The sequence below is a fragment of the Pseudoalteromonas sp. 78C3 genome (assembly GCF_002836695.1).
GTDB lineage: Bacteria > Pseudomonadota > Gammaproteobacteria > Enterobacterales > Alteromonadaceae > Pseudoalteromonas > Pseudoalteromonas arctica.
The window spans coordinates 16,699-38,883 of record NZ_PJAV01000143.1 but is presented as its reverse complement, the minus strand read 5'-3'; the positions used below and the strand labels follow the sequence as shown (position 1 = coordinate 38,883).

Here is a 22,185-nt window from a genome sequence, read left to right as displayed (position 1 = left end):
CCTGTCAGCTTAATTACTTGGTTAGTTACCGTTTGTTGAAATTAATCCATCAACATCGGTATCTGTGTTTGTAAACACCCGACCGTTAACAGTTAATGGCTCTGCATTTGGGGCTTGATTAAATGCATCGGTTGCAAATTGAGCAAAGTCGACCTGTAGTGCGTCAATTGTAATGTTTACTGTTGCAGTTACTTGCGAATTAACGCCATCACTTACACCAAACATAAAACTATCTGAACCTGTCACTTCTTTATTTGGTGTATAGGTAAAGTTACCATCGCTATTAAGGGTAACAGTTCCGAGAGTTGGCTCACTTGTTAATGAGTAAGTCAGTGAATCGCCATCATTGTCGGTTGCGCTAAGCATATCGGTAATGCTTACTTCAGTTTGTGTAGTTAGCATTGCATCACTTGCGGTAGGCGCTGTGTTTACAACCGGTGTAGGTTGTTTTTTATCGTCATCGCTACTACATGCTCCCAATGTTAATGCACTGAGGAGAACACAAATATGGGTAGTTTTTAAATTACGCATTATTTTACTCCTTATTTAGAGCCAGCAAGCGGTGTTGCAAGGTATGGGAATGATGAATCCATCATTGTTGCATCAATAGGTGCGCCGTCTGTAAATGGCACTGTGCCCGTATTAGCATCCTCTGGTGCACAAAGTCCTAAATCAGTGTCTTCACCATTTACAGGAATAGGATGACATAAACGACCCATCACAACACGAAGTGCAATATCAACCACATCATCACCCGGGCGACGACCATTTGGGAAGCCGGCTAAATCATTACCCGCTACACCAAATGCAGATTGATCAGCTTGCGCTGTTGCTGCAATGTCTGTATTCAAACGTAGCATTTCTGAAGGTGTTACAGTTGCTTGTTGATTAACGCCTGCAAAACCCGTTAAAAATGCAGTGATTAAATCAGTACGGGGGAAGTTTGTGGGTGCCAGTGTTTCTAAGTTTGCGCCAAGAGTCGTATTAACAGCATCTTTAAACAAAATGTTTAATAACTCTGGTAGTGCTGGATGAGATACATAATCTAAAAATTGTGCATCATCTTTAGGGTGAGCAGTAGAGAATGTGTCTTTGTCTTTAATGCCAATTACAAGCTCGTTTACAAGCGGGCTACCCAAGCGTGAAACTTGTGTTAAAGCACCACCATTGACGGCATTATTAGCAAATTTAGCATTTGGGTTTAATACACGTGCTTGAGGTAAGCTTGCTGTTGTCCATGCACCAATTACTTTGTTACCTTCACCGACAATACAGCTTTTAGGTATTTCGATAGCGATTGATGTTACGTTTTTATCTGCAAGGTCGTCATTACCGGCTGATTGCGTTATACCACCTGGAAAACCACCGCCGTCACCAGCACCAGGGGCGCTATCGCCTTCTACAGGTACATAGTTAACTAAATCAAATGTTTTACCTAGGTTAACTACAAATGGGTCTTTACGTTGTCCTACAAAAACTTGTGCCATGCTTTCACAGTTAGGAATTGAAACCTGATACACAAATTGGTCAGCATAAGTTTGGTAATCGCTCATTGAGCCAAATGTTTTATTGCCGACATAATCAAGCGGTTTAGAAAATGTGCTTGAGTTTGATGCAGTGTTGTTTAATACCGTTGTTTCGCCAGTACGCTGCGCGCCACTAATCATGCTTATTGTGTATGATTCGCTAAAATTTGCAGCGCTGTCATCACCGGCAGATACACCGCCTACATTTTTAAGCGGTACAGACACGGTGCGTTGATTACCTTCAGGTCCAACAGTTAATTGCACACCTTGGTTATCATTAGGGAGCATGCTTTTAAAGTTAAATGCAAATGTAATATCTTCAACGGCATCGCCGTCGTTATCTATATGAATGCTGTAGGTAGCATCTGGGTCCATTGCAAAGTAATTAGGACCGCCGTATGCATCTTGCAGCGGGATATAGTTAGCAATTAATGTTACAAAATCATCACGACCTTGCTCGTAACTATTAAATACATAAAAATCGGTTGAATCTAAAGTCGGGAAACGGCTTATATTTGGCGCTTCTCTGTGGCTTGATGCTTCACTTGGTGCACTTACAAACGTACTACATATTACTACTGCGAGTATTGATGGAGTTAAAGCTTTCATGACTTTGTCCTTTAGTTTTGATTGAAGTCATAGCTAATAACGGGGCAGGATTTAAATTGGATGCAAAAAAGTTAAATTATTTTTATTTTTTGTTAAAAAGTTTAAAAGTAGGTTGGCTGCTTTGTGTAAGCAGCCAACTTTGGTCATTATTGTAGGGTTATAAAAGTACTAGCTCTGTGGTGTAAAGCACTTCAGTAGGAGAGCCATTTGGCGAGCCGCCAATAGGTTCTAAGCTTACGGCAAGCAACGCTATGTCGGTTGCGTTAAAACGGTTATCTTTTAATAATATTTTATTGCCTTGCTTGGGAAGTAAACCCAGTGAAATAGGTGCATCTTGCCCTTTTAAAATCATCCACAACTCATAATCTTTATTAGTTTGAGCAACCAATTGGCTACTGGCTTTAATTGAGAGTCCTTGCTCGTTAACATTAATAAACCACAATGATTGTTTATCTTGATTTTGAACCGAAGCAATTTGTTGAGTGTGCATAACATTGGTACTAGGTTGAATAACTAAAAAGGCTAAAACAATACACGCAGCAGTTGCCACAAAAGACCATGTACGCCAAATTGAAGGCTTGGTATGTATGACTGTTTTACTTGTTTGTGGCCTGTTTTCAATACGTTGTAGTATATTTACCCATACATCGTCACGTGGCGTTTGCGGCGTAATAGCACTCGCTAAGTTGTTTAGGTTTTGCTCCCATAGACTTGTTGCTTCACGTGCTTGATTTGAATTAAGCAACAGACGCTGAAAACGCTTACGGGCAAGCCCTCTAAGTGTGCCAAGCACATACTGCCCAGCAAGCGCGTCTAATAGTTCGGGTTTATTATAATTCATAATGTTAAACACCTTTGTAGCTGCATAAGCCCACGCCTGATCCAGCTTTTAACTGTACCTAATGGCGTTTCTATATGATCCACTAGCTCGCTATGACTCAGCCCCTTATAATAAGCTAAGTGAATAGCTTGTTTTTGTTGCGGCTCAAGCTGTTCGATACAATTAACCAGTTTCGTTTCTTCATCGTAATTAACGTCGATACTTTCATTTTCATTTTCATTTTCATTTTCATATTCGTCATCGCCTAACGACTGCTCTTTTCGTACTTTGTGATAGCGCAGTGAGTCAAGACTTCTGTATCTAACTATACTTATCATCCAACTAATAACGGTGCCTTTAGAGGCGTTGTATTCAGATGCGTTATGCCAAATTTTTATAAAAGCATCTTGTAGTGCCTCTTCCGCATAAGCTCTGTTAGTGAGCATATTTAAACTAATAGCAAAAAGTTTGCCGCTAGTTTGTTGATATAAACTTGAGAAAGCATTTTTGTCTCCTTGTGCTGTTGCGCACAGAAGAGGGAGTAAATCATCGTTATCCATAGGGGTCCTGTTTTTCTTATTATCATTGAGTAAACGGTTGAGAGTGTGATTTGGATGCAAAAAATTTAATTGCTTTTTAGATTAGCTGCTTTATACGTTAGTACAAGCAATAACCGATCAGTGTTTGAAATTTAGACGTGTAAGTATAATTTATTCTCATGTTTGTAAAAAATGCACAAAGAGCAGATTGCACTTAAATTTATTTTATTATTAACATTATATATCAATAGCTTATGATTTTAATTTGAATTTAAAATGCCATTTATATGGCGTGATATTTGCAAAAGAGTACATAAAGCCGTTTAAATTAAAATTAGAAAATCGGAATTATTTACACAAAGGAGAGACTATGTGGGCTGCAATTGGTTATTCACTTTTAGCATTACTACTTATTTTTATTGGTTGGGAAGTAAACTCTGTTTACTTTGCTATTGTTTTTTATTGGACTGCGCTGTCACTTTTATTAGTGAGTACCGCATATATTTTTAATACAGCAAAAATATTTAGAAAACGTGAAAATGGGGTGATCCCATTTTATATACGGTGGGCGTTTGTGCCATTTTTATTTGGTGTGCAAATTTATAATGCCTGGTCACGTAAGCACGATAAAGTGCCGCCAATTCAAAAAATAAATGAGAACCTATTTTTAGCTTGCCGATTATTTCCCTCAGACATAGACACATTAAAAGATAACGGAATTACGGCAATTTTAGACGTTACGTGTGAATTCGACGGACTCGAGTGGAGTTCAACACAAGAGAATATAAATTACTTAAACATTCCGGTGCTCGATCATAGTATTCCTACCCATTCTCAGTTAAATCAGGCTATTAATTGGATACATCATCATATTAAAGAAAACCGTCGCGTAGTTGTACATTGTGCTTTAGGCCGTGGGCGGTCTGTTTTTGTAATGGCGGCTTATTTATTGAGTCAAAACAAAAATGCAGATGTACATGAAGTACTTGCACAAATAAAGGAAACCCGCGAAACCGCAAACTTAAATAAGCATCAGCTTCGTCATTTAGCTAAGCGTCATAAAAAAGGCGAGCTGCTGATTAAAAACAAAGCAGTTTTAATTGCAAATCCAGTATCTGGTACACGATTGTGGCAAGAAAAAGAGCATTTAATTGTTGCGCGGTTATCGGCCTATTACGATTTAAAAGTACTTACTACTTCACAAGACGTAAACGGTATTGAGCTTGCTAAACAAGCAATTGCGCAAAAGCCGGACATTATAATAGCGTGTGGAGGCGATGGTACAGTGGCCGAAGTTGCAAGCGTACTTGTAAATACACAATGTAAGCTAGGTATTATACCAATGGGGACTGCAAACGCACTTGCGCATGTATTGATGGGGATTAGCTCTAAATTTATTCCTGTTGAACAAGCCTGTGATTTAATAATTGATGGTCAAACAAGCACAATAGATACCGCTTATTGTAATAATGAATTAGTACTTTTATTAGCGGGCATTGGTTTTGAGCAATCAATGATTGAAAAAGCAGATAGAGAGTCGAAAAATAAATCGGGGCAACTTGCCTACTTAAATGGTTTTTTTGAAGCATTTGGCGAGCAAAAATCACAGCTACTTAGTGTAAAACTCGATGATAATGAGCCGAAAGAAATATGTACAAATAGCTTTATTGTGGCTAATGCTGCGCCTTTTACAACGTTATTGGCTCAAGGTGGTGGGCAGCCAGATCATAGTGACGGGCTTCTTGATGTAAATTGGCTAACACCAAATAATGAAAATTCTACGACAATATTGAGCATTGCAGAACTGATGTTTAGCAGTTTAACGCAAACACATTTAGCTATAAATTCGCATCATACAAATGCTAAAAGAGTCGAGGTGACAGGCGAAGGAGAGCTTAAGTACGTACTTGACGGTGAAGTTAAAACTGCTCACAAACTCGTTATTACTATTGAGCCGGCCTCATTAAATGTGATTTGCAAAGAGCAATAAATCGCGCTACTTACAATCAAAAAAGGAGCTGAATTAGCTCCTTTTTTACATCATTTTTTAATTGATGGCCAAACAAACCCTGTTGTATCCGGCGCTTGAGAAGATGTTTCTCTCGGCGCACTTTTTGGTCTACGAATAGGTTTGTTATTTATAGTGTGAATATAAAGTGCTTCCACTTTATCGCGAGCCCAAGGCGTTTTACGCAAAAACTTTAAACTCGATTTAATGCTCGGTTGATCAGTAAAGCATTTGATTTTTACTTGCTCGCCAAGTGTTCTCCAGCCAAGTCGCTGTTCTAACTCAACAAGTATTTGTTCTAACGTTACCCTATGTAAAGGGTTTTTAGGTTGATTATCCATAGCCATACTACTTATTTAAACTGCGTGCATTGTAGCTCAAATCAGCTTTTAGCGCTAATTCACAGTGATTGTTTTAGGAGCTGTTGGGTAAATAGCATTACCTTGTTTATCTATTTTAAGCCAAATGAGTTGGCTGTTACTGTGCTGGGGTGTTTTAGCACCGCACAAAAGTGTAAATGAGTGAATTTGTATTAATGCGCCTTCGCTATAGCGTTTGTTGTCGTACCAACAGTTTGATTCTTCATTTACAAACTGGTTTGCATCAATAATTGAATGGGTTTTAAGGGTTGTTGCTTCACTAAGTATTGAATACGATAAGCTGCTAAAACAAAAGCATAGAATTAAAAAGTTACGCATTAGAGGCCTTTAAATAGGGAGGGTTAAAAATAATACATTAAGCTAAAAAACGTGCTAGTGTAAAGTACACAAAGTGATTTTAATTATAAACTTAGTTACTCACAGAACAACTTGGATTCAAATAAAAAGGTGCACACAATGCAATTTAATCAAACAATGATCGAAGAATTCACACTATTAGCAAAATTTCCTCGCGACAGTAAAATGCAGGGTATTAAATTACACTCAGACGCAGAGCCAAGCTTACTTAGTGCAGCGCAACGTTTATTTGAAAAAGGGATTATAGATAGCCCAGATGGCGGATATTTAACTGATCTGGGCTTAGATTTAATTGAGCACATTACGGTTATTCATAGTGCGCTACAAAGCTAGCTAATTTGAACTCTGGTTAGTTACTAAACTAGCTTAATTTGCATCGGGTTGATTTTGCGGTGCAGCATCATTAAATGCAGCTAATTTATTACAGTGTTCGTAAATAGCTGCAATTTTTGGATAAGCGCTCATATCTACGTTAAAACGAATTGCATTAAATACTTGCGGCACTAAACAAATGTCAGCAAGTGTTGGTTGGTTACCAAAACAGTAGTCATCATTTTCGTTTAGCATCAGTTCTATTTTTTCAAAACCAACTTCTATCCAATGTCGATACCACTTATTTTTAGCCTCGTTATCAACACCTAATTCGTTCGATAAATACTTCAGCACGCGTAAATTATTAACAGGATGAATATCGCAAGCAATGGCAAAGCTTAAATTTCTTATTTGCGACTTTTGCCACGCAGTTCCTGTAATTAATGGCGATTGCGGATAAGTTTCATCAAGCCATTCCAGTATTGCAAGTGATTGTGCTAAAACACCATTATCGGTTTCAAGTGCAGGTAGTAACCCTTGCGGATTAGTCGCTAAGTATTCTTTCCCAAGCTGCTCCGATTTTAAAAGGTTAACAATAGCAAGTTCATGATCAATTGCTTTTAAGTTAAGCGCTATACGTACCCTATAGGCCGCTGATGAGCGAAAGTAGCTGTATAATTTCATAATTAATCCTGTGAACCTGTAAATTGTTTTTTAATAGTACGCCAGCAATCGGTGTAGTTTGGTTGGCGTTCCCTACCTTCTAATGCATATTTTGTCGGTGAAATTATATAGCGCGACTCAAACATAAAAGCGAGTGTATTTTCGTATTTTTGTGGTGTAAGTTCAGCGTTTGAGGCTTTTTCAAATACGTCGGCTTCAGGTCCATGTGGCGACATACAATTGTGTAAACTTGCACCACCAGGTACAAAACCATGCTCTTTTGCATCATACACACCTTCAATTAAGCCCATAAATTCACTCATAATATTGCGGTGATAATACGGCGGGCGAAATGTATTTTCGGCTACCATCCAACGCGGTGGAAATATCACAAAATCGACATTTGCCATACCCTCAGTAGCAGAAGGAGAGGTTAGTACAGTGAATATAGAAGGATCGGGGTGATCAAAGCTCACTGTATTCATTACATTAAAACGCGATAAGTCGTATTTATAGGGCGCACTATTACCCGTCCATGCAACTACATCAAAAGGAGAGTGCTTAATTTCACAGCTAAATAAATTACCGTTAAATTTAGAAACAAGCTCAAAGTCACCCTCTTTATCTTCAAAGGCCGCTACAGGGTATTGAAAGTCTCTGTCGTTGGCATAACCGTTTGCACCAACAGGTCCTCGCTCTGCAAGCTCTAACGCATGGCCATAATTTTCACAAATATAACCACGGGCTGTATCATCAATTAAATCAACAGCGAACTTAATTCCTCTGGGAATTACAGCAATTTCACCCGGTTTAATGCTTAACTTACCGCACTCGGTGTGAATTAATAACTCACCTTGCTGAGGGACAAACAACATTTCGCCATCGGCATTACAAAAGTAACGCCCTTGCATTGACTGATTAGCGACATATACATGAATGCCAATACCAGATTGCCCATTAGCACTGCCATTAGCTGCCATAGTTACTAACCCATCAATAAAATCAGTAGGCTGTGAAGGCATATCAATAGGATTCCAACGTAGCATTGTTGGTGGTGTTACGGCTTCAGTGATTGGGGCTGTTCTTATTAGGCCGTTATCAATTGCTTGGTAATCACCTTGCACTACAGACGGACGAAGGCGGTAAAACCAAGTGCGACGATTTGAAGCGCGAGGAGCCGTAAATGCAGTCGAACTAAATTGCTCTGTGTATAAATCGTATTTAACTTTTTGTGGGCTAAATTGTCCTATTGGCAGTGCACCGGGTAGCGCTTGTGTTTCAAATTCATTACCAAAACCGGTCATATAACTTAATTGTGTCGCCATTACTGACTCCTGTGAGAGGGGGTTGGTTTAATATTATTTTTATTTCAGTTAAGATACTCTCAAGTGAGACTAATATCAAATGTGCAACTACGCATCCGTGTAAATATTAATGAACACTAAAGTAAGCCTTATAAAGCTGGGATAACTAAAAATGAAAATTGATTTAGCAACGTTTTTACCTTATCAATTAACGAATGTAGCAACACGTGTAAGTAATGACTTTGCCGAGGTTTATCAAACTAAATACGGTTTAAATATTCCGCAGTGGCGAATACTTGCTAATTTAGCGCAGTATGGTCAGAGCAACGCAAAGGATTTATGCACGCAAGCAAATATGGACAAGTCGACAGTGTCGCGTGCGGTAAAAGTTTTAATAGATAAAGGTTTAGTGAAAAGTGAGTTAAATGCACAAGATAAACGCGCAGCATTACTTGTGCTGAGCCAAGTAGGGCAAAACTTATATGAAAATATAGCGCCCGATGCACTAAATTGGGAAAAACAGTTACTGAGCACTTTAACCAACGAAGAATACGAAGTGCTAGTGAGTATTTTTGAAAAGTTAAATAACAAATTAAAGGCATAAAAAAGCCCACCAAAGTGGGCTTTTAAAAGATGTTTTAGGTTACAGTTCTAAATTAGAAAGTGTAACGAACACCTACACGCATTTGCCATACAGATGCATCAGTTTGTACTGATGTATTTGCATTATTTCCGTTAAAGCCTGAGTAAACGTAACGGCCTTGATCATCAAGTGATGTTTTGATCATGCTAGCGCCTACGAAAGGACCTTTCTTAAGTACGCCCCAATCATCGTTTAACAGGTTAGTAAGGTTATCAATTACGAAGAACGCTTCACCTTTGTGACCTTCCATAAAACCAGGAAGCTCTTGTGTCATTTTAAAGTTAAACTTAACAAACCAATCAGAGTTTTCTGCGTTACGGCTAGTCGTTTGACCACGTTCTAAACCATTTGATGCAATAAATTCATTGAATTCATTGATATCAGCAGCACTCATGTCGTAAACAACGTTAGGATCGTTTTCAAGTGGAACATACAATAGTTGGCGGTTGCCATTCCAGTTGTTGTCACCGAAGGTACCATCACTGCCATCGAATGTGTAGCTGTAAGGTAGGCCTTTATATGCTTCACCGAATAGATTAAAGCGAGTAGCAAACCCATCAACAAACTCATGGCTATAACCAAGAGTCATAGTAAAACGATGTGGAATTTCGTAATCAGATGAAGCAACACCTGGGTTACCTGGATCAGTTAGTGCAATGTTACCGTAGTTTGAACCAGCTACAGAGCTTGTCATTGGGTTAACATCATCAGAATCTGTGTAGGCATAACCAAAGTTAACGCTTACACCATTATCAAACATCTTGCTAACCGCTAATGAGATAACAGATGAATCACCGCTATCACCACTTACATTTGTTAGTAAGTATTCGTTAGAACGACCTTCAATTGATTCGTAAATAGGGCGGCCGTCAAACGTAGTTGTACCTGTATCTTGAAGTGCGATGTCACGCATTAACGCAGCATCTTTTTTCTTCGAGTATAAGTAATCAAGAGAGATTACATATTCATTTTCTGTTGTGTACGTTGCACCAAGTGAGTATTTCCACTCTGATGGGATTTCAAAGTCTGGGTCAACAGCGTTTGCTTGTGAATCGCCTGAGCCGATTACAGTGTCAGCTACTGCATCAAATTGAGACTGAGGAACTTCAAATCCTGGAGTACCATTATTTACATTAGGTGTTGCGAACAAGTCGATAGAACCAAACTGGTTTGCACTAATGTTAGTAATGCCGTCGTTTGAGTAAGAGTTAGATAGCCAAACGTTAGGGTTACCGCCTGAGAACAAGCCAACACCTGCACGTACTTCAAGTGCATCTGTCGCGTACCATTGGAAGCCTACACGAGGTTGAATTAAATCAATACCATCAAATGTACTTTGGTTACTGTAGCCATAGCGATCAGTAAAGTTTTGATTTAAGTTAGGTACATCATCACTGGTGTATTTATCGTAACGTAAACCAAACGTAATATTTGCGTCTAAGTCAGTAAACGAATACTCGTCTTGCACGTAAAATGTATGCTGAGCGTACGAAAAACTCGCAGCAGCATCGTTTGGATCATTTGTAGCAGCAGCATTGTTGTAGTAAACAGCACTTGCAATACCATTTTCAAAATCATCAACATTGTTGAAACGGTATTCACCTTCAGTATGCTGAACGAATAAGTTAAATACATCTAACTCTTCAAACTCGTAACCAGCAGTAATTGTGTGCTGATCAAGGTAGTAAGTACCTGCAACTTTAAATGTAGTTGTATCGTAGTCTAAGTCATTAGATTGACGTGAGTCATCTGGACCAATATAAACTGTACCACCATCTTCGGTACGAATTTGCATTTCACCAAAGCTGCTTGCTGCATCTAGTGATTGTACTGTTGCATCTAGCTCAGACTTACCAATACGAACTTCAGTAGAGAAGTCATCTGACCAATCAGAGTAAACAGATGCAATGATTGAAGTGAATTCTGCACTTTGGTCATAAAAGTGATTAGATAGTGATACACGGCTAGAGCCAGTATCTGACTGTGAAACAGTATTACCATCGTTGTAGTTATAGATTAAGTTTGCACGATGATCTTCGTTGATGTTCCAATCTAGTTTAACTAAGATTTTTTCATCTTCAACAGGCATACTTGAAGGCATTCCGCCTACATCGTAACCATATACAGTTTGAGCAACGCTTGTGATACGCGAGATATCATCAGCAGTTACACTGCCGCTGCTTAAACCATCGTAGTTAAACTGTTGAACACCTTCAAGTTTTTCATATGAAGTAAATAAAAATAGTTTATCTTCAATTAGTGGAAGACCTACGTTGAAGCCGTAACGTTTTTCGGTGTAATTACCGTTATCAACGTCATCACCTTCAATTTTATCACCCTTGAAAGAGTCACTAGTGTAATCGTAGAAAACAGCGCCATGAACATCATTGCCACCAGATTTGGTTACTGCGTTGATGTTACACGATGTAAAACCACCGTATTGAACGTCAAACGGTGCAAGTTCAGCTGAAACTTGTTCAATTGAATCAAAAGAGAAAGGGGCGCGAATAGTAGGGTAACCATTTGAGCTTAAGCCGAAGTTATCGTTCATACGAACGCCGTCTAGCGTTAAACTGTTGTAGCGAGGGTTACCACCACCACAGTTAATTGAACCACGGCTGTCATCAATTGTGATACGCGGGTCGATACGAATAATGTCTTTTAAATCACGGTTAATAGCTGGCGTATTTTCAAGATCAGTTAGCGTAAATGTAGACGCCGGACCAGTACCACCAGACATAGAGCTAATTGGCGCGCCAGAAACTACAATTTGTTCCATGCTTGATTGTGACTCAAGAGAAACGTTTACTGGGTAATCGTTACCAATATTAAGAATAATGTTATTGAATTCTTGGTCTGCATATACATCTGAATCAACAACCACTTTATAAGGACCGCCAACTCGCAGGCCTTTAGCTGTGAAATAACCAGCGTCATTTACTTCAGTTGTTTTTACTGATCCAGAAGGCACGTGTAAAATTGTTACTTTAGTGCCGGCTGCTGGGTTGCCGTTAGGCCCCATTACTTGACCTTTAATTGCTGAGGTCGTTTCGTTAGCCATTGCAGCGCCACTTACACCAACACATGCTGCAATAGCAAGTGAAAGAGCTGTTTTGCGTAATTGAGTTTTCATTTAATTTTCCCGTGTAGTTATTAATTAAATTTTTATATTTTTATTTTAAAATTTTGCAAAATAAACAGTTGAAGTTCATTTATTCAAAATCCGTTACTAGTGTACCTTATTTATTCGTTACAAATAAAATACAACTGCAATATATTTTTAATAAATAGTACTATTTTTGTCTATTTGAGTGTTTTTTCGAGCAATAACTCTATATCGGGGTATATATTACGTGGGCTTTATGACAAACATGTGAAATTGGGGTGTGAAAAACAAAAAACCCATTACAATTTTGCAATGGGTTTTGTTAACAAATAACTTAATGTGTTATTACTTACCTATTAAGACTTAAAACTTGTAGCTAATACCAACTTTAGCCTGCCAAGCTGATGACGATGAACTGATTTGCGAGTAATTACGCACATCCGCACCGCCAAAACTGTTGTCTATTTTATATCTACCTTGATCATCAAGACCACCAAAGTCATAAATAGTTTGGTTAGAGTAACCTAAGCGTTTTTCTACACCCCAATCGCTGTTTAGAAGGTTTGCGAAATTATCAATCATTAGATAAACCTCACCAGTGTGACCTTCAGCAAAGCCAGGTATTTCTTGCTTAATGCTAACGTCCATTGTAGTAACCCAAGGTTGCGTTGCTGTATTTTTACCTAAGATCCCACCACGTTGAGATATACCAGCACGCTCTAATAACGGTTCTAACTCAGCCCAAGTCATTTTAGAATCAGCCCAATTTACATTCGGATCATCAGCACCTGTAGGGATATAAGGTAAGTAAGCACCATTAGTGAATAAAGAGCTAGTATCACCTAAGTCTTCATCTTTATACATATTCATTGTGTAACTAAATGGGCGACCTGAACGACGTTCAAAATAAACATTGAACTTGGTTGCATATCCTTCAAAAAATTCAGTGTTATACGCTAAGTTAATTTTAAAGCTGTGCTCAACTTCGTAAAAGCCACGTGCTGCAATATCTTCATTACGATTTACTGTAATATTGTGCTTATAGTTACCTTCTGCCTGAGAAGCTGAACCTGCTGATGATTCTGTAACATCTTGGTGAGCATAGCTTGCCGATACAAACAGGCCATTGTCCCATTGTTTAGCAATACCCGTTGAAATAATAATTGAACGACCATCATCCGATGAATTAGTCATTTCTATGTCAACATTATCGCCACTGTAAATACTTTGATTGATAACACGTTCGCCGTCCGCAGCTAAGCCTACTGGGTTAATAGACGAATTATGCCATACCGCTTCATTCTCTTTTTTATGGTAAGCAATTTCTGCTTGCCATTTAAAGCCATCACCTAATAGTTCAGAATCAAACTCATATTCAAAACCTATTTGAGTACGAATGCTTGAAGGCAATTTAAAATCAGGGTCGATATACGCAACGCTACCAGCACCTTGCTCTAATGTATTTTTTATTTCATCAGGAACCTGAGTAATATCAGCTGTGTTATTTGCATAGTAATCATTAATTACATCGTTTTGTGCTGATACTAAAGTAATGCCATCACTTTGGAATGAATTGTTATACCAAACATTTGGAATGCCGCCTTGGAAACGACCAATACCACCATTAATAGTAAGCGCTTCTGTTACGTAGTACTTAAAGCCAACACGAGGAAGTATAATGTCTAGGCCATCAAGATTTTCTTGGTTAGTAAAGCCATACGTATTAGCAAAGTTTTCATTTAGAGTTGGTTTATCATCAGATGACAAACGCTCATAACGAACACCTGCTGTAACTTCTAAATCATCACCTACATAAAAAGTATCTTCTATGTAAAGCGCTAGCTGGTTACGTCTTACATCATATGCTGTATCAGCTGAATCATTAGTGTAAGCATTTTGATAAGAAAAATCATAAGAACCAATTTTACGGTTTTCAAAATTTTCTAAGCTATCAAATTTCCACGTTCCAAGAGAGTTTTGAGCAAACAAGTTATATAAACGAAGTGACTCGTACTGAGCTCCAAAGTTTATTTCATGCTCATCCATTAAATACGTAGCGTCTAACGTAAAAGTTAGGTTTTGTGTTTCTGAACGGTTTGCATGGCGGTATTGATCTGTACCAAAGTTGTAAGAAGGACCATTTCGACCGTCTTCCTCAACAGTAATGCTTCCTAAGTTAGAGCGAGTTGCGCTATCAGAGGTAACATCTTTATACGACACACCAATTTCTGTTGAAAAGTTTTCAGTCCAATCAGAGTAAAGCTTAGATGAAAAGTTATTAAACTTAGTTACGTATGCATAAGTACTTGAAACTAAGGCTATATTATCACCGCCTGTGCTAGAATTACGCTCATCTTGGTCGTCTTGCCATTGATAAGTGAAATCTAAACGATGGTCATCACTTGCGTTCCAGCTTAATTTAACAAGCAAGTTTTTGTTTGTATCTTCTGGCGCACCGGCTAATGAATCAGTTAAGCCATATTCATTATTTAAGATAGAAATGAAACGATTATAGTTAGCTTCAGAAGTATTAAATTCATTTGAAGCACCAGAACCGTCAAAGCCGTAATCTAGATCTAATTCACTTGACCATTCTGCATAGTTAACGAAATAAAACAGTTCGTCTTTAACAATTGCGCCACCAACGTTAAAACCAAATCTTTCTTCAGTTTTAATCGGCTCTACTTTATTTGTAGAATAAGTTTTATGACCTAGCTCATCAAGATCGTCTTCTTGTACAATATTATCAACATCGCCAGCTATCTCAGGAGTCGATATTTCATAAAAGCCAGAGAATTTAAACTCATTCGTACCAGACTTTGTTACTGCGTTAATAGTACCGCCACCAAAGTTACCTTTAGAAGCTGAGAAAGGAGATACATCAACAGAAACTTGTTCAATAGCGTCAAGTGCTACAGGAGGCTGAGAAGTAGGGTAGCCACCAAAGTTCAAGCCAAAGTCATCATTTTGACCAATACCGTCAACTGTTAAACCGTTGGTACGAGGGTTACTACCTGCAAACGTTAGCTCACCATTACCATTAATACTGGCAAGTGGGTTTAAGCGCGCAATATCTTTAATGTCGCGATTAAAGCTTGGCATATTTTCAATAGTGTCAGAGCCAAATGTACTGCTAGAGCCACCTGATTGTTGAACAATCTTATAACCAGACACTTCAATCTTTTCGATGTTTAGCGGAGCAAGCTGCGAGCTTAAACGGTAAGTTTCACCAAGGTTCAAGTAGATATTTTCAACAGTGGTATCGTTAAACGTATCAGAATCAATGATAACCATGTAAGGACCACCTACACGTAAACCATTAGCGATAAACGTACCACTTTCGTTTGTAGTTAGTTCGCTAATAGTTCCCGTTGGTTGGTGAATTACTTTGATTTTAACGTTTGCAGCACTGCCACCTGAAGGCGTTGTAATTTTACCACGCATTGCAGATGAAGTATCAGCAGCCATTGCGCTTGTAGAAACACCTAGAGCTAAAATTACCGCTCCAGTTAATTTCGAAAGGCGAAGCTTAGTCATAATGTTGATTTCCCGTGTGTAGGTTATATAAATTTAATACAGTTTATTTGTCAGTCGTCATTTTCAGTGCCGTTTCTAACTCTTTTGCAGAAGGGTCAAATAAGGCATTTAGTAATCCAGCTAATCGAATACCCGCTTGTTGTAAGCGTGTCTTTATAATTGGAGTATTGTTATATATGTAGCTATAACCAATTTCGTTGTTGGTATATTTATAAATTTTTGTGGCTAAATTATGAGATTCTTCAACCCATGTCATAGGTGAGCTTTGTAAATACTCAGCAATTAACTCGCTGTTATTTGTATCAATAAATTGTGCGTACTCAGTAAACGATAAATTCTCGTTCTCAACTAACTTTGTATCCCAAAGGCTGTGAAGATTTGTTTCTTCGTTAAAAAATGAAACCTTAATACGGTTGCCACCTCTATCTTCACTTCGACCAGCATGAAATGGTTGGTGACTATCGCCCACCAAATGTACTAAAAAACGTAAACTGAACTGTTTAGCATCTAAGGTGCTATTTTTATCAGTGAGCGTTTGCATTGAATAGTGAATGCCTTCTAGGATATTACTTACAGATTCTTTGTTTTTAGTGTGATCGTGATTGAAGCTGAAAGATTTTCCTGGTGCTGCATTAATATAATGCCAACGAGATGATTGCTTTTGCCAAAACTCGCCAGGGGCAGAGCGCATTTCATCAGGCCACGTTGATATTTGTGCAAGTGATTCACCATCAAGGTAGGGTTGTATTGCCGCTTTAGTTGTTTCGCTTATATGAGATTCTGCAATCTTACCTACAATGCGGTGGCCATTTTGACCCCAAGCATGTGAGTCAGTGCTTGTAAATATTGCACTAATCAAAAGCGCAGAAGATATCGAGTACTTTATATTGCTATGCATTAGAACTTCCTTAATGAATATTTCATGGCGTTGCTACAGGCTAATGCGGTCAATTGTCCTTACTTTTGGTGTTGATAGGAAGGACTCATTAAAATTCATAGTTTCTTATTCACATTACTTTTAAATCAATGGTTTATGTTTAACAGGTAAAATTACTTGTTGTAATAAGTAAGCGAAATTGTTCAAATGCACTATATAGTCTATTTTTGAGTGGCATTGCTTTGAATTTTAAAAATATCGTGTTGCACAAAATGTTAATTGTTACATTTTTGTTTCTATTGTTGGTCGTTACGTGGGTTTGCGGTCAAGTTAGTGTATACAATGATGAATTACACTTTCCAGTTATGATCGAAACCTCAACAGAGTGTCAAACAACTGCAACAAGTAACAAAGGCCAATTAATTGTTTTTACGCAATCAAAAAAAATAGCTAAGTTATTAACACAAAAGTTATGCTCTGATAACGTGGTGGCTAAGCAATATGGCTCTGTAAAAGGGTATTGGGGGTATAGAACGGCAGACAGCTTTGAGTTTGTGGGTAAAGGAATTGCTGACTTAATTTTGGCTAAAAACAATATTATGGCAGCCTTTAAAGCAGAGTCGACATATAACTACCAACCCGTTGTTGGTTTTTCTGACTACACGGCTTTTTTTATATCTTCTAAAGAAAAACCTCGAGTCACTAAACAATACTTTTTAGATAAGCGCATAGGTTTGCTTGATTATCCGACCAGCCGATCAGGGCATATTTTACCAAAGCAAACGTTTAAAGAGTTGGATATTAATTTAGCCAATTTGAAAATCACTTATGCTAGCTCTCATAACGAATTACGTGATTTACTCGCTAATGGAAAAGTAGATATTATTGCTTCGTTTTGGAAAGAGAGCGACGAAAAACGTTTTTCAAAAAACTATATTACGCCATTGAGTAATAATATTTCTGGAACAAGATGGTATTTAAAAATGCAGCAAAACAACACTGATTTATTATGCGCAGTGCAGGAAAATTTGCTTGATATGTCTAAAGATCAAAGTTTGCATTACTATCAAAACGTCCAGCCATTTTGGCGCTGTGGCGCCAGCTTAGTAGGCTTAAAAGAGGAGGCTGGTGATGAGTAAGTATAAGCAATTACTTGTTATTATAAGTTTGTTTTTTATTTTGTCGTCTGTCTTTTATATTTCTGTAACTCAAAAAAGCCAGCAAGTAGCTAAACAAAAAATTACGCAGATAGAAAGGCAAATAGCACTCGACTTACCATTACTCGATTTATCGAATGAGCTGCTAAAGCATTCAGGTAATAAAGATGCAGTTAACAGCTACATTAAAACTTTAAACAGCTACATTAATTCGAACGAGCTCAAAGTTGTTGCTATTGCACCAAAAAACGAGATGGTAACACCTGTAAACTCACACCAAATAATACGTAGTTTGAGCACTAGTAATGGGTTTGTATTAGTTGTATTTAACGTCCAACAAACCCACTTTGCATTGAGTCATTTTATTTACTATTTTATATTTTTAGTGTTAAGTGTGTTGATTAGTTTTTGGGTGAAATTTGCGTTTATTAAACAGAGCAATAAGCAGTTTAATAATGCACAGCATCAATCAATTGCAGAGCCTACGCCGTTGATACTTATTGTTGACCTTAATGATAAAACATTATCAAGTAGTTGTAATACAGAACAAAAAATGTGTTTAGCCAATAAGCCATTGTGCTTTTATTTAGCACTTGTAGAGTATTGTACAAATAACGATGATGTAGCGCTTAGTCATAATAAAGATGTGCCAGAGGAGCTGCTAGAGCTTGCTAACAAGTATTTTTATAGGTTGGTCGAACTCGGCCATACAGTTAGAAAAAGGCCTAACTTTAATAATAGCCTAGAAAAAACCCTGAGCGAAGTACGTGCTGCATTAGATGAAGTACTCAGCGAGTATCCCGAAGAAAAAGAGTTATATTATCCACCTAAAGCATACGGGGAGGGTTCTCGCTCTCGTCTGCATAGTTACGGGCTGACAAATATTAGAAAAGGCAATATTGAAATAATAGGAAAGTAACACAGTTACTTTCCTATTATTATCTTCATTTATTTAGGGGTAAATTCAGCCGCTTTAAGAGGGCTGTTTTTTGATATAAAGTCTTGAAGTGCTTGGGCATCTGTTTCGTCTGTACTAACAAAGCCTTTTTTATTTGTAAGCGTAGGATAACCATCACCGCCTGATGCGTTATAGCTATTTAAGCTCATACGGTAAGTTTTATTTTTGTTCAAAGGTTGGCCGTTAATAACAACATTAACTAACTGATTATTTTTACGCTCAAACGATAGTTTATGGTATTGCAAATAAGCGCCAGCATCCGGTGGGAAGCTCGTTACTGTATTTAAATAGTCCCATAAATCACTGCCTTGCCAATCCATGTAAGTAATACGATTTTTAAAAGGATGTACTTTTAAAATATCTTTATAGCTCACTTCACCAGCCTCTATTGAGCTGCGAATACCACCACCACTTATTAGTCCAAAGTCTGCACCCACTACATCCATTTGAGCTTGAATAATTACGCGTGCAAGATTTGTTTGTTGGTAGCGAACTTTGTTTCTGTCACCTTCTAAGCGAGCATCTACTTCACCAATGGTACCTTCAATTTGTTTAGCGCCTTTAGCTTGGTATACCGCTAAATAAGATTCAAGTTTTGAGTCTGGTTTAATGTACTCGTTTGCTAATACTTCTTTAGTTGAGCCATCAGCTTGTACTTTATCTACATACAAATTAACTGGCATCAGTTTGTAGTCTAGTAACGTTAATTTTCCGTTTTCAAGCTTAAACTCAGCTTTACCAACATACTTACCCCATTCATGGGCTTGCATAATGTAAGTACCGTTTTGTTGGTCTGGTTTACAGGCAAGACCTGGTTTAAAGCTATCGTCATTTACATTTGTATCGCTCATGCATACAGGTTCTTGAGAGTGGCCACCAATTATCATATCAAGGGTGTTTGCAGGAAGTGAGCGAGCGAGTGTTACATCACCGGGTGCGTTAATACCAAAGCTAGCATCAACATAATGACCCATATGAGTCAGGGCGATTGTAATGTCAGGGTTATACTTAGCTTTTATTTCTTTAGCTAGTTTTGCTGTAACGTCAACAGGGTCTTTAAACTCTAAGTGCCCAATATACTGAGGATTACCAATTTTAGCTGTGTCGGTTGTTGTTAAACCAATAACAGCAATAGTTAATCCATTCTTTTTGAATATTTTATAGCTATCAAACGCGTGTTCGCCTGATTCCTTTTCAAATATATTGGCTGATAGAAAAGGAAAGTTCACCCATTTTTGCTGTTGCTTCAATACATCAATAGGGTTGTCGAATTCGTGATTACCCAATGCCATTGCATCGTAACCAATCAGCGACATACCTTTAAAGTCAGGCTCTGCTTTTTGTAAGTCTGACTCAGGAATACCTGTATTTATATCACCACCAGAGAGTAGTAATACTGCATGACCTTGCTTTTGAGCTTTATTGCGTAAAGAGTCAATTAACGTTTTGCGAGCGGCCATACCGTATTCGCCTTTTTCGTTTTGCCAAAAACGCCCGTGGTTATCATTAGTATGAAGAACAGTTAAATATTTAGTCGGGGTAGCGCTAAACACGGATTCAGGAGCAGGAGATGTGCATCCGAGTACACTAAAAATAACCGAAAATAAAATAATTATACGCATAAAATACCTATGGATTAAGGTCTACTTAATTTATCAGGCAGCTAGTTTAAACTAGTTCCATGCTAAAAAAACGTACTTATTTACATTTTATTTGGAAGGGGCTGTTAATTGGTTTGTGGCAGCACGTTCACGACGCTTCAACTCCGTATTCGCATACTCTCGCTTGTGGTGATTAGTACCTATCATCCAGGTTAAAAAGCTTGCTGGCAGTTTTGTATAGGGTTCGCCTTTGTGTAAACCAAAGTCGCAAATTGCATGTTTAGTGTGTGACATTATAAGATCCTGTTGTTTTGTGTTTTTTAAAGGTAACAAAAAGTAGCCATACTCTTAAGATGATTTAATTTTAAATAATTAGATTTATATAGCTAAAAAGAATATAAGTAATGGTATATGTAATTAATTTGTTATCAACACGGTCTAATTTGTATCAACTCGCACTTTAGAATCGATTTTAATCGCCTATGGCATTAATGTGTTAACGCATTAACAATTATCTAAAAATATAACAACAGGAATACAACATGAAAAAACTTTTACTTGGCTCAGTACTCGCCGCAGCAAGCTTTACAAGTGCTGCCACTATTGTCGAAATGAACACGAGCCAAGGTGTCATAGAAATTAACTTGTTTGATCAACAAACACCTAAAACAGTTGCAAATTTTTTAAGTTACGTTCAAGACGATTCATATAACGAAACAGTAATTCACCGCTCTGTTAGTAACTTTGTTATTCAAGGGGGAGGATTTACATTTTCTGACTCGCTAGATGCGATTACCACAAAGCCTGCTGTAGAAAATGAGCCTGTTTTTTCTAATGTTAAGGGCACCATTGCGATGGCTAAACTATCGGGTGATGCTAATAGCGCAACAAGCCAGTGGTTTTTTAATATTACAGACAATAGTGCAGCACTTGATACGCAAAACGGTGGCTTTACTGTGTTTGGACAAATTACTGCAGCAAGCCAATCAACGTTAGATAAAATTGCAGCTTTAGTACACTGTGGTGAAACACCCGTTGTTGGTATTACTGCTGAACAATGTGCAAGCACTGATGTAACAATTAGCAGTGCTAATTTAGTGACTATTCAAAACGTGGCGGTAATGGATGATGATCCTAATTCAGCCGCAGGTCTTACTGTTACTGAAAATACGCTAATTGATTCTGACACATCAACAGATTCAGGTAGCAGTTCTGGCGGCGGATTAATTTGGCTTTTAGGTGCTTTTTTACTTGCGGTTCCTCGTTTAAAACGTGCTAAATAATTAAAATTAACGGTAATGTGGATGGCGTAAACCAGCCGCCCACATTATTATTAAACTTTGCTGTTTAAAGTAATACTCGCCAAACCATCGCAAGCCAAATTGAAAACACACAAGCACAACCTAGTAAAAACACTTTAAAACGTGCGCGTACGTTATTTTCACCTAAATGAATAACACTATGCACAATACGTGTTGCTACAAATAAACAGGCCAGTATAGCCACAAGTGTACTGGCGCTATTTAGCTGTAGTGCAAGTAAACACCCCGCGTAAAAAAGCACAGGTATTTCAAACTGATTTGAAAAGTTTCTATCTGCAACCCTAATAGTGTCGCCAGCCTTATCTAATTGCATTGTTTTAAAATCGCTTAAATCTAATTGTTTGTTTTTAGCTGCTGCAAAGCGCCTTTTACCCATAATGAGCATGACAACCAGTGAAAGCGTAACTTGTGCAAACATGGCAAGTATGATGATTTTTTCCATTGTTTTTCCTTATTATTATTTAGA

Annotated in this window: 20 protein-coding genes; 6 read left to right on the top strand and 14 right to left on the bottom strand. The window is 37.9% G+C overall.

Annotated features, from left to right (window positions below; all coding sequences use genetic code 11):
• Window positions 1–21: 21 nt before the first annotated feature.
• The 4 genes from CXF76_RS10045 to CXF76_RS10030 all read right to left on the bottom strand — a co-directional run bounded on the left by CXF76_RS10045 (window position 22) and on the right by CXF76_RS10030 (window position 3,515).
• Entirely contained in the window at window positions 22–531 is a 510-nt protein-coding gene (locus CXF76_RS10045) for an Ig-like domain-containing protein (protein WP_024607522.1), read from the bottom strand.
• Between the two features lie 11 nt (window positions 532–542).
• A complete protein-coding gene (locus tag CXF76_RS10040) occupies window positions 543–2,135 on the bottom strand; it encodes a DUF4331 domain-containing protein (RefSeq protein WP_101163576.1) in 1,593 nt (530 codons plus the stop codon).
• A gap of 157 nt (window positions 2,136–2,292) precedes the next feature.
• Entirely contained in the window at window positions 2,293–2,976 is a 684-nt protein-coding gene (locus CXF76_RS10035) for an anti-sigma factor (RefSeq protein WP_101163575.1), read from the bottom strand.
• Window positions 2,973–3,515, bottom strand: a complete 543-nt coding sequence (locus CXF76_RS10030; RefSeq protein WP_101163574.1) for a sigma-70 family RNA polymerase sigma factor — start codon at window positions 3,513–3,515, stop codon at window positions 2,973–2,975. The genes CXF76_RS10035 and CXF76_RS10030 overlap by 4 nt, the downstream gene beginning before the upstream one ends.
• A 349-nt stretch (window positions 3,516–3,864) precedes the next feature.
• Here CXF76_RS10030 and CXF76_RS10025 point away from each other — a divergent pair, with 349 nt between their 5' ends.
• Window positions 3,865–5,484, top strand: coding sequence for a diacylglycerol kinase family protein (locus CXF76_RS10025; RefSeq protein WP_101163573.1), 1,620 nt, complete (start codon window positions 3,865–3,867; stop codon window positions 5,482–5,484).
• Between the two features lie 50 nt (window positions 5,485–5,534).
• On the opposite strand, the gene CXF76_RS10020 is transcribed toward CXF76_RS10025, so the two are convergent.
• Together CXF76_RS10020 and CXF76_RS10015 are read right to left on the bottom strand one after the other, a co-directional pair.
• Complete coding sequence (locus CXF76_RS10020) at window positions 5,535–5,843, bottom strand: VF530 family DNA-binding protein (RefSeq protein WP_101163588.1); 309 nt, start codon at window positions 5,841–5,843, stop codon at window positions 5,535–5,537.
• Between the two features lie 54 nt (window positions 5,844–5,897).
• The gene (locus tag CXF76_RS10015; protein WP_008134362.1) at window positions 5,898–6,200 is read right to left on the bottom strand and encodes a DUF1496 domain-containing protein; all 303 of its coding nucleotides are present in this window, start codon (window positions 6,198–6,200) and stop codon (window positions 5,898–5,900) included.
• A 138-nt stretch (window positions 6,201–6,338) separates the two neighbouring features.
• Here CXF76_RS10015 and CXF76_RS10010 point away from each other — a divergent pair, with 138 nt between their 5' ends.
• Window positions 6,339–6,572 (top strand): TIGR02647 family protein, encoded by a 234-nt coding sequence (locus CXF76_RS10010; protein WP_007582405.1) that lies wholly within the window; start codon window positions 6,339–6,341, stop codon window positions 6,570–6,572.
• A gap of 33 nt (window positions 6,573–6,605) precedes the next feature.
• Here the strand turns inward: CXF76_RS10010 and maiA are convergent, their stop codons facing one another.
• Window positions 6,606–7,235 carry a maleylacetoacetate isomerase gene (maiA, locus tag CXF76_RS10005; protein ID WP_101163572.1) on the bottom strand — a complete coding sequence of 210 codons (630 nt, stop codon included), beginning with the start codon at window positions 7,233–7,235 and terminating at the stop codon, window positions 6,606–6,608.
• A 2-nt stretch (window positions 7,236–7,237) separates the two neighbouring features.
• Window positions 7,238–8,539 (bottom strand): homogentisate 1,2-dioxygenase, encoded by a 1,302-nt coding sequence (gene hmgA, locus CXF76_RS10000; RefSeq protein ID WP_101163571.1) that lies wholly within the window; start codon window positions 8,537–8,539, stop codon window positions 7,238–7,240.
• 151 nt (window positions 8,540–8,690) lie between these two features.
• On the opposite strand from hmgA, the gene CXF76_RS09995 reads away from it, so the two are divergent.
• Window positions 8,691–9,122 carry a MarR family winged helix-turn-helix transcriptional regulator gene (locus CXF76_RS09995; RefSeq protein ID WP_002959044.1) on the top strand — a complete coding sequence of 144 codons (432 nt, stop codon included), beginning with the start codon at window positions 8,691–8,693 and terminating at the stop codon, window positions 9,120–9,122.
• 52 nt (window positions 9,123–9,174) lie between these two features.
• Here the strand turns inward: CXF76_RS09995 and CXF76_RS09990 are convergent, their stop codons facing one another.
• From CXF76_RS09990 to CXF76_RS09980, 3 genes are all read right to left on the bottom strand, one after another.
• Window positions 9,175–12,294 (bottom strand): TonB-dependent receptor, encoded by a 3,120-nt coding sequence (locus CXF76_RS09990; protein ID WP_101163570.1) that lies wholly within the window; start codon window positions 12,292–12,294, stop codon window positions 9,175–9,177.
• A 336-nt stretch (window positions 12,295–12,630) separates the two neighbouring features.
• Window positions 12,631–15,804 (bottom strand): TonB-dependent receptor, encoded by a 3,174-nt coding sequence (locus CXF76_RS09985; protein WP_101163569.1) that lies wholly within the window; start codon window positions 15,802–15,804, stop codon window positions 12,631–12,633.
• 43 nt (window positions 15,805–15,847) lie between these two features.
• Window positions 15,848–16,702: a S1/P1 nuclease gene (locus CXF76_RS09980; protein WP_007582418.1), complete on the bottom strand. Its 855-nt coding sequence runs from the start codon at window positions 16,700–16,702 to the stop codon at window positions 15,848–15,850.
• A gap of 251 nt (window positions 16,703–16,953) precedes the next feature.
• On the opposite strand from CXF76_RS09980, the gene CXF76_RS09975 reads away from it, so the two are divergent.
• Window positions 16,954–17,820, top strand: coding sequence for a hypothetical protein (locus CXF76_RS09975; protein ID WP_029751213.1), 867 nt, complete (start codon window positions 16,954–16,956; stop codon window positions 17,818–17,820).
• A complete protein-coding gene (locus CXF76_RS09970; RefSeq protein WP_101163568.1) occupies window positions 17,813–18,757 on the top strand; it encodes a hypothetical protein in 945 nt (314 codons plus the stop codon). Before CXF76_RS09975 ends, CXF76_RS09970 begins: the two co-directional genes overlap by 8 nt.
• 29 nt (window positions 18,758–18,786) lie before the next feature.
• Here the strand turns inward: CXF76_RS09970 and ushA are convergent, their stop codons facing one another.
• A complete protein-coding gene (gene ushA, locus CXF76_RS09965; protein WP_101163567.1) occupies window positions 18,787–20,418 on the bottom strand; it encodes a bifunctional UDP-sugar hydrolase/5'-nucleotidase UshA in 1,632 nt (543 codons plus the stop codon).
• Between the two features lie 87 nt (window positions 20,419–20,505).
• On the bottom strand, window positions 20,506–20,691 hold the full coding sequence (locus CXF76_RS09960; protein ID WP_101163566.1) for a hypothetical protein: 186 nt from the start codon (window positions 20,689–20,691) through the stop codon (window positions 20,506–20,508).
• Between the two features lie 248 nt (window positions 20,692–20,939).
• Here CXF76_RS09960 and CXF76_RS09955 point away from each other — a divergent pair, with 248 nt between their 5' ends.
• Complete coding sequence (locus CXF76_RS09955; RefSeq protein ID WP_101163565.1) at window positions 20,940–21,680, top strand: peptidylprolyl isomerase; 741 nt, start codon at window positions 20,940–20,942, stop codon at window positions 21,678–21,680.
• A gap of 64 nt (window positions 21,681–21,744) precedes the next feature.
• Here CXF76_RS09955 and CXF76_RS09950 read toward each other — a convergent pair whose 3' ends face one another.
• Window positions 21,745–22,161, bottom strand: coding sequence for an MAPEG family protein (locus CXF76_RS09950; RefSeq protein ID WP_024593147.1), 417 nt, complete (start codon window positions 22,159–22,161; stop codon window positions 21,745–21,747).
• Between the last annotated feature and the right edge of the window lie 24 nt (window positions 22,162–22,185).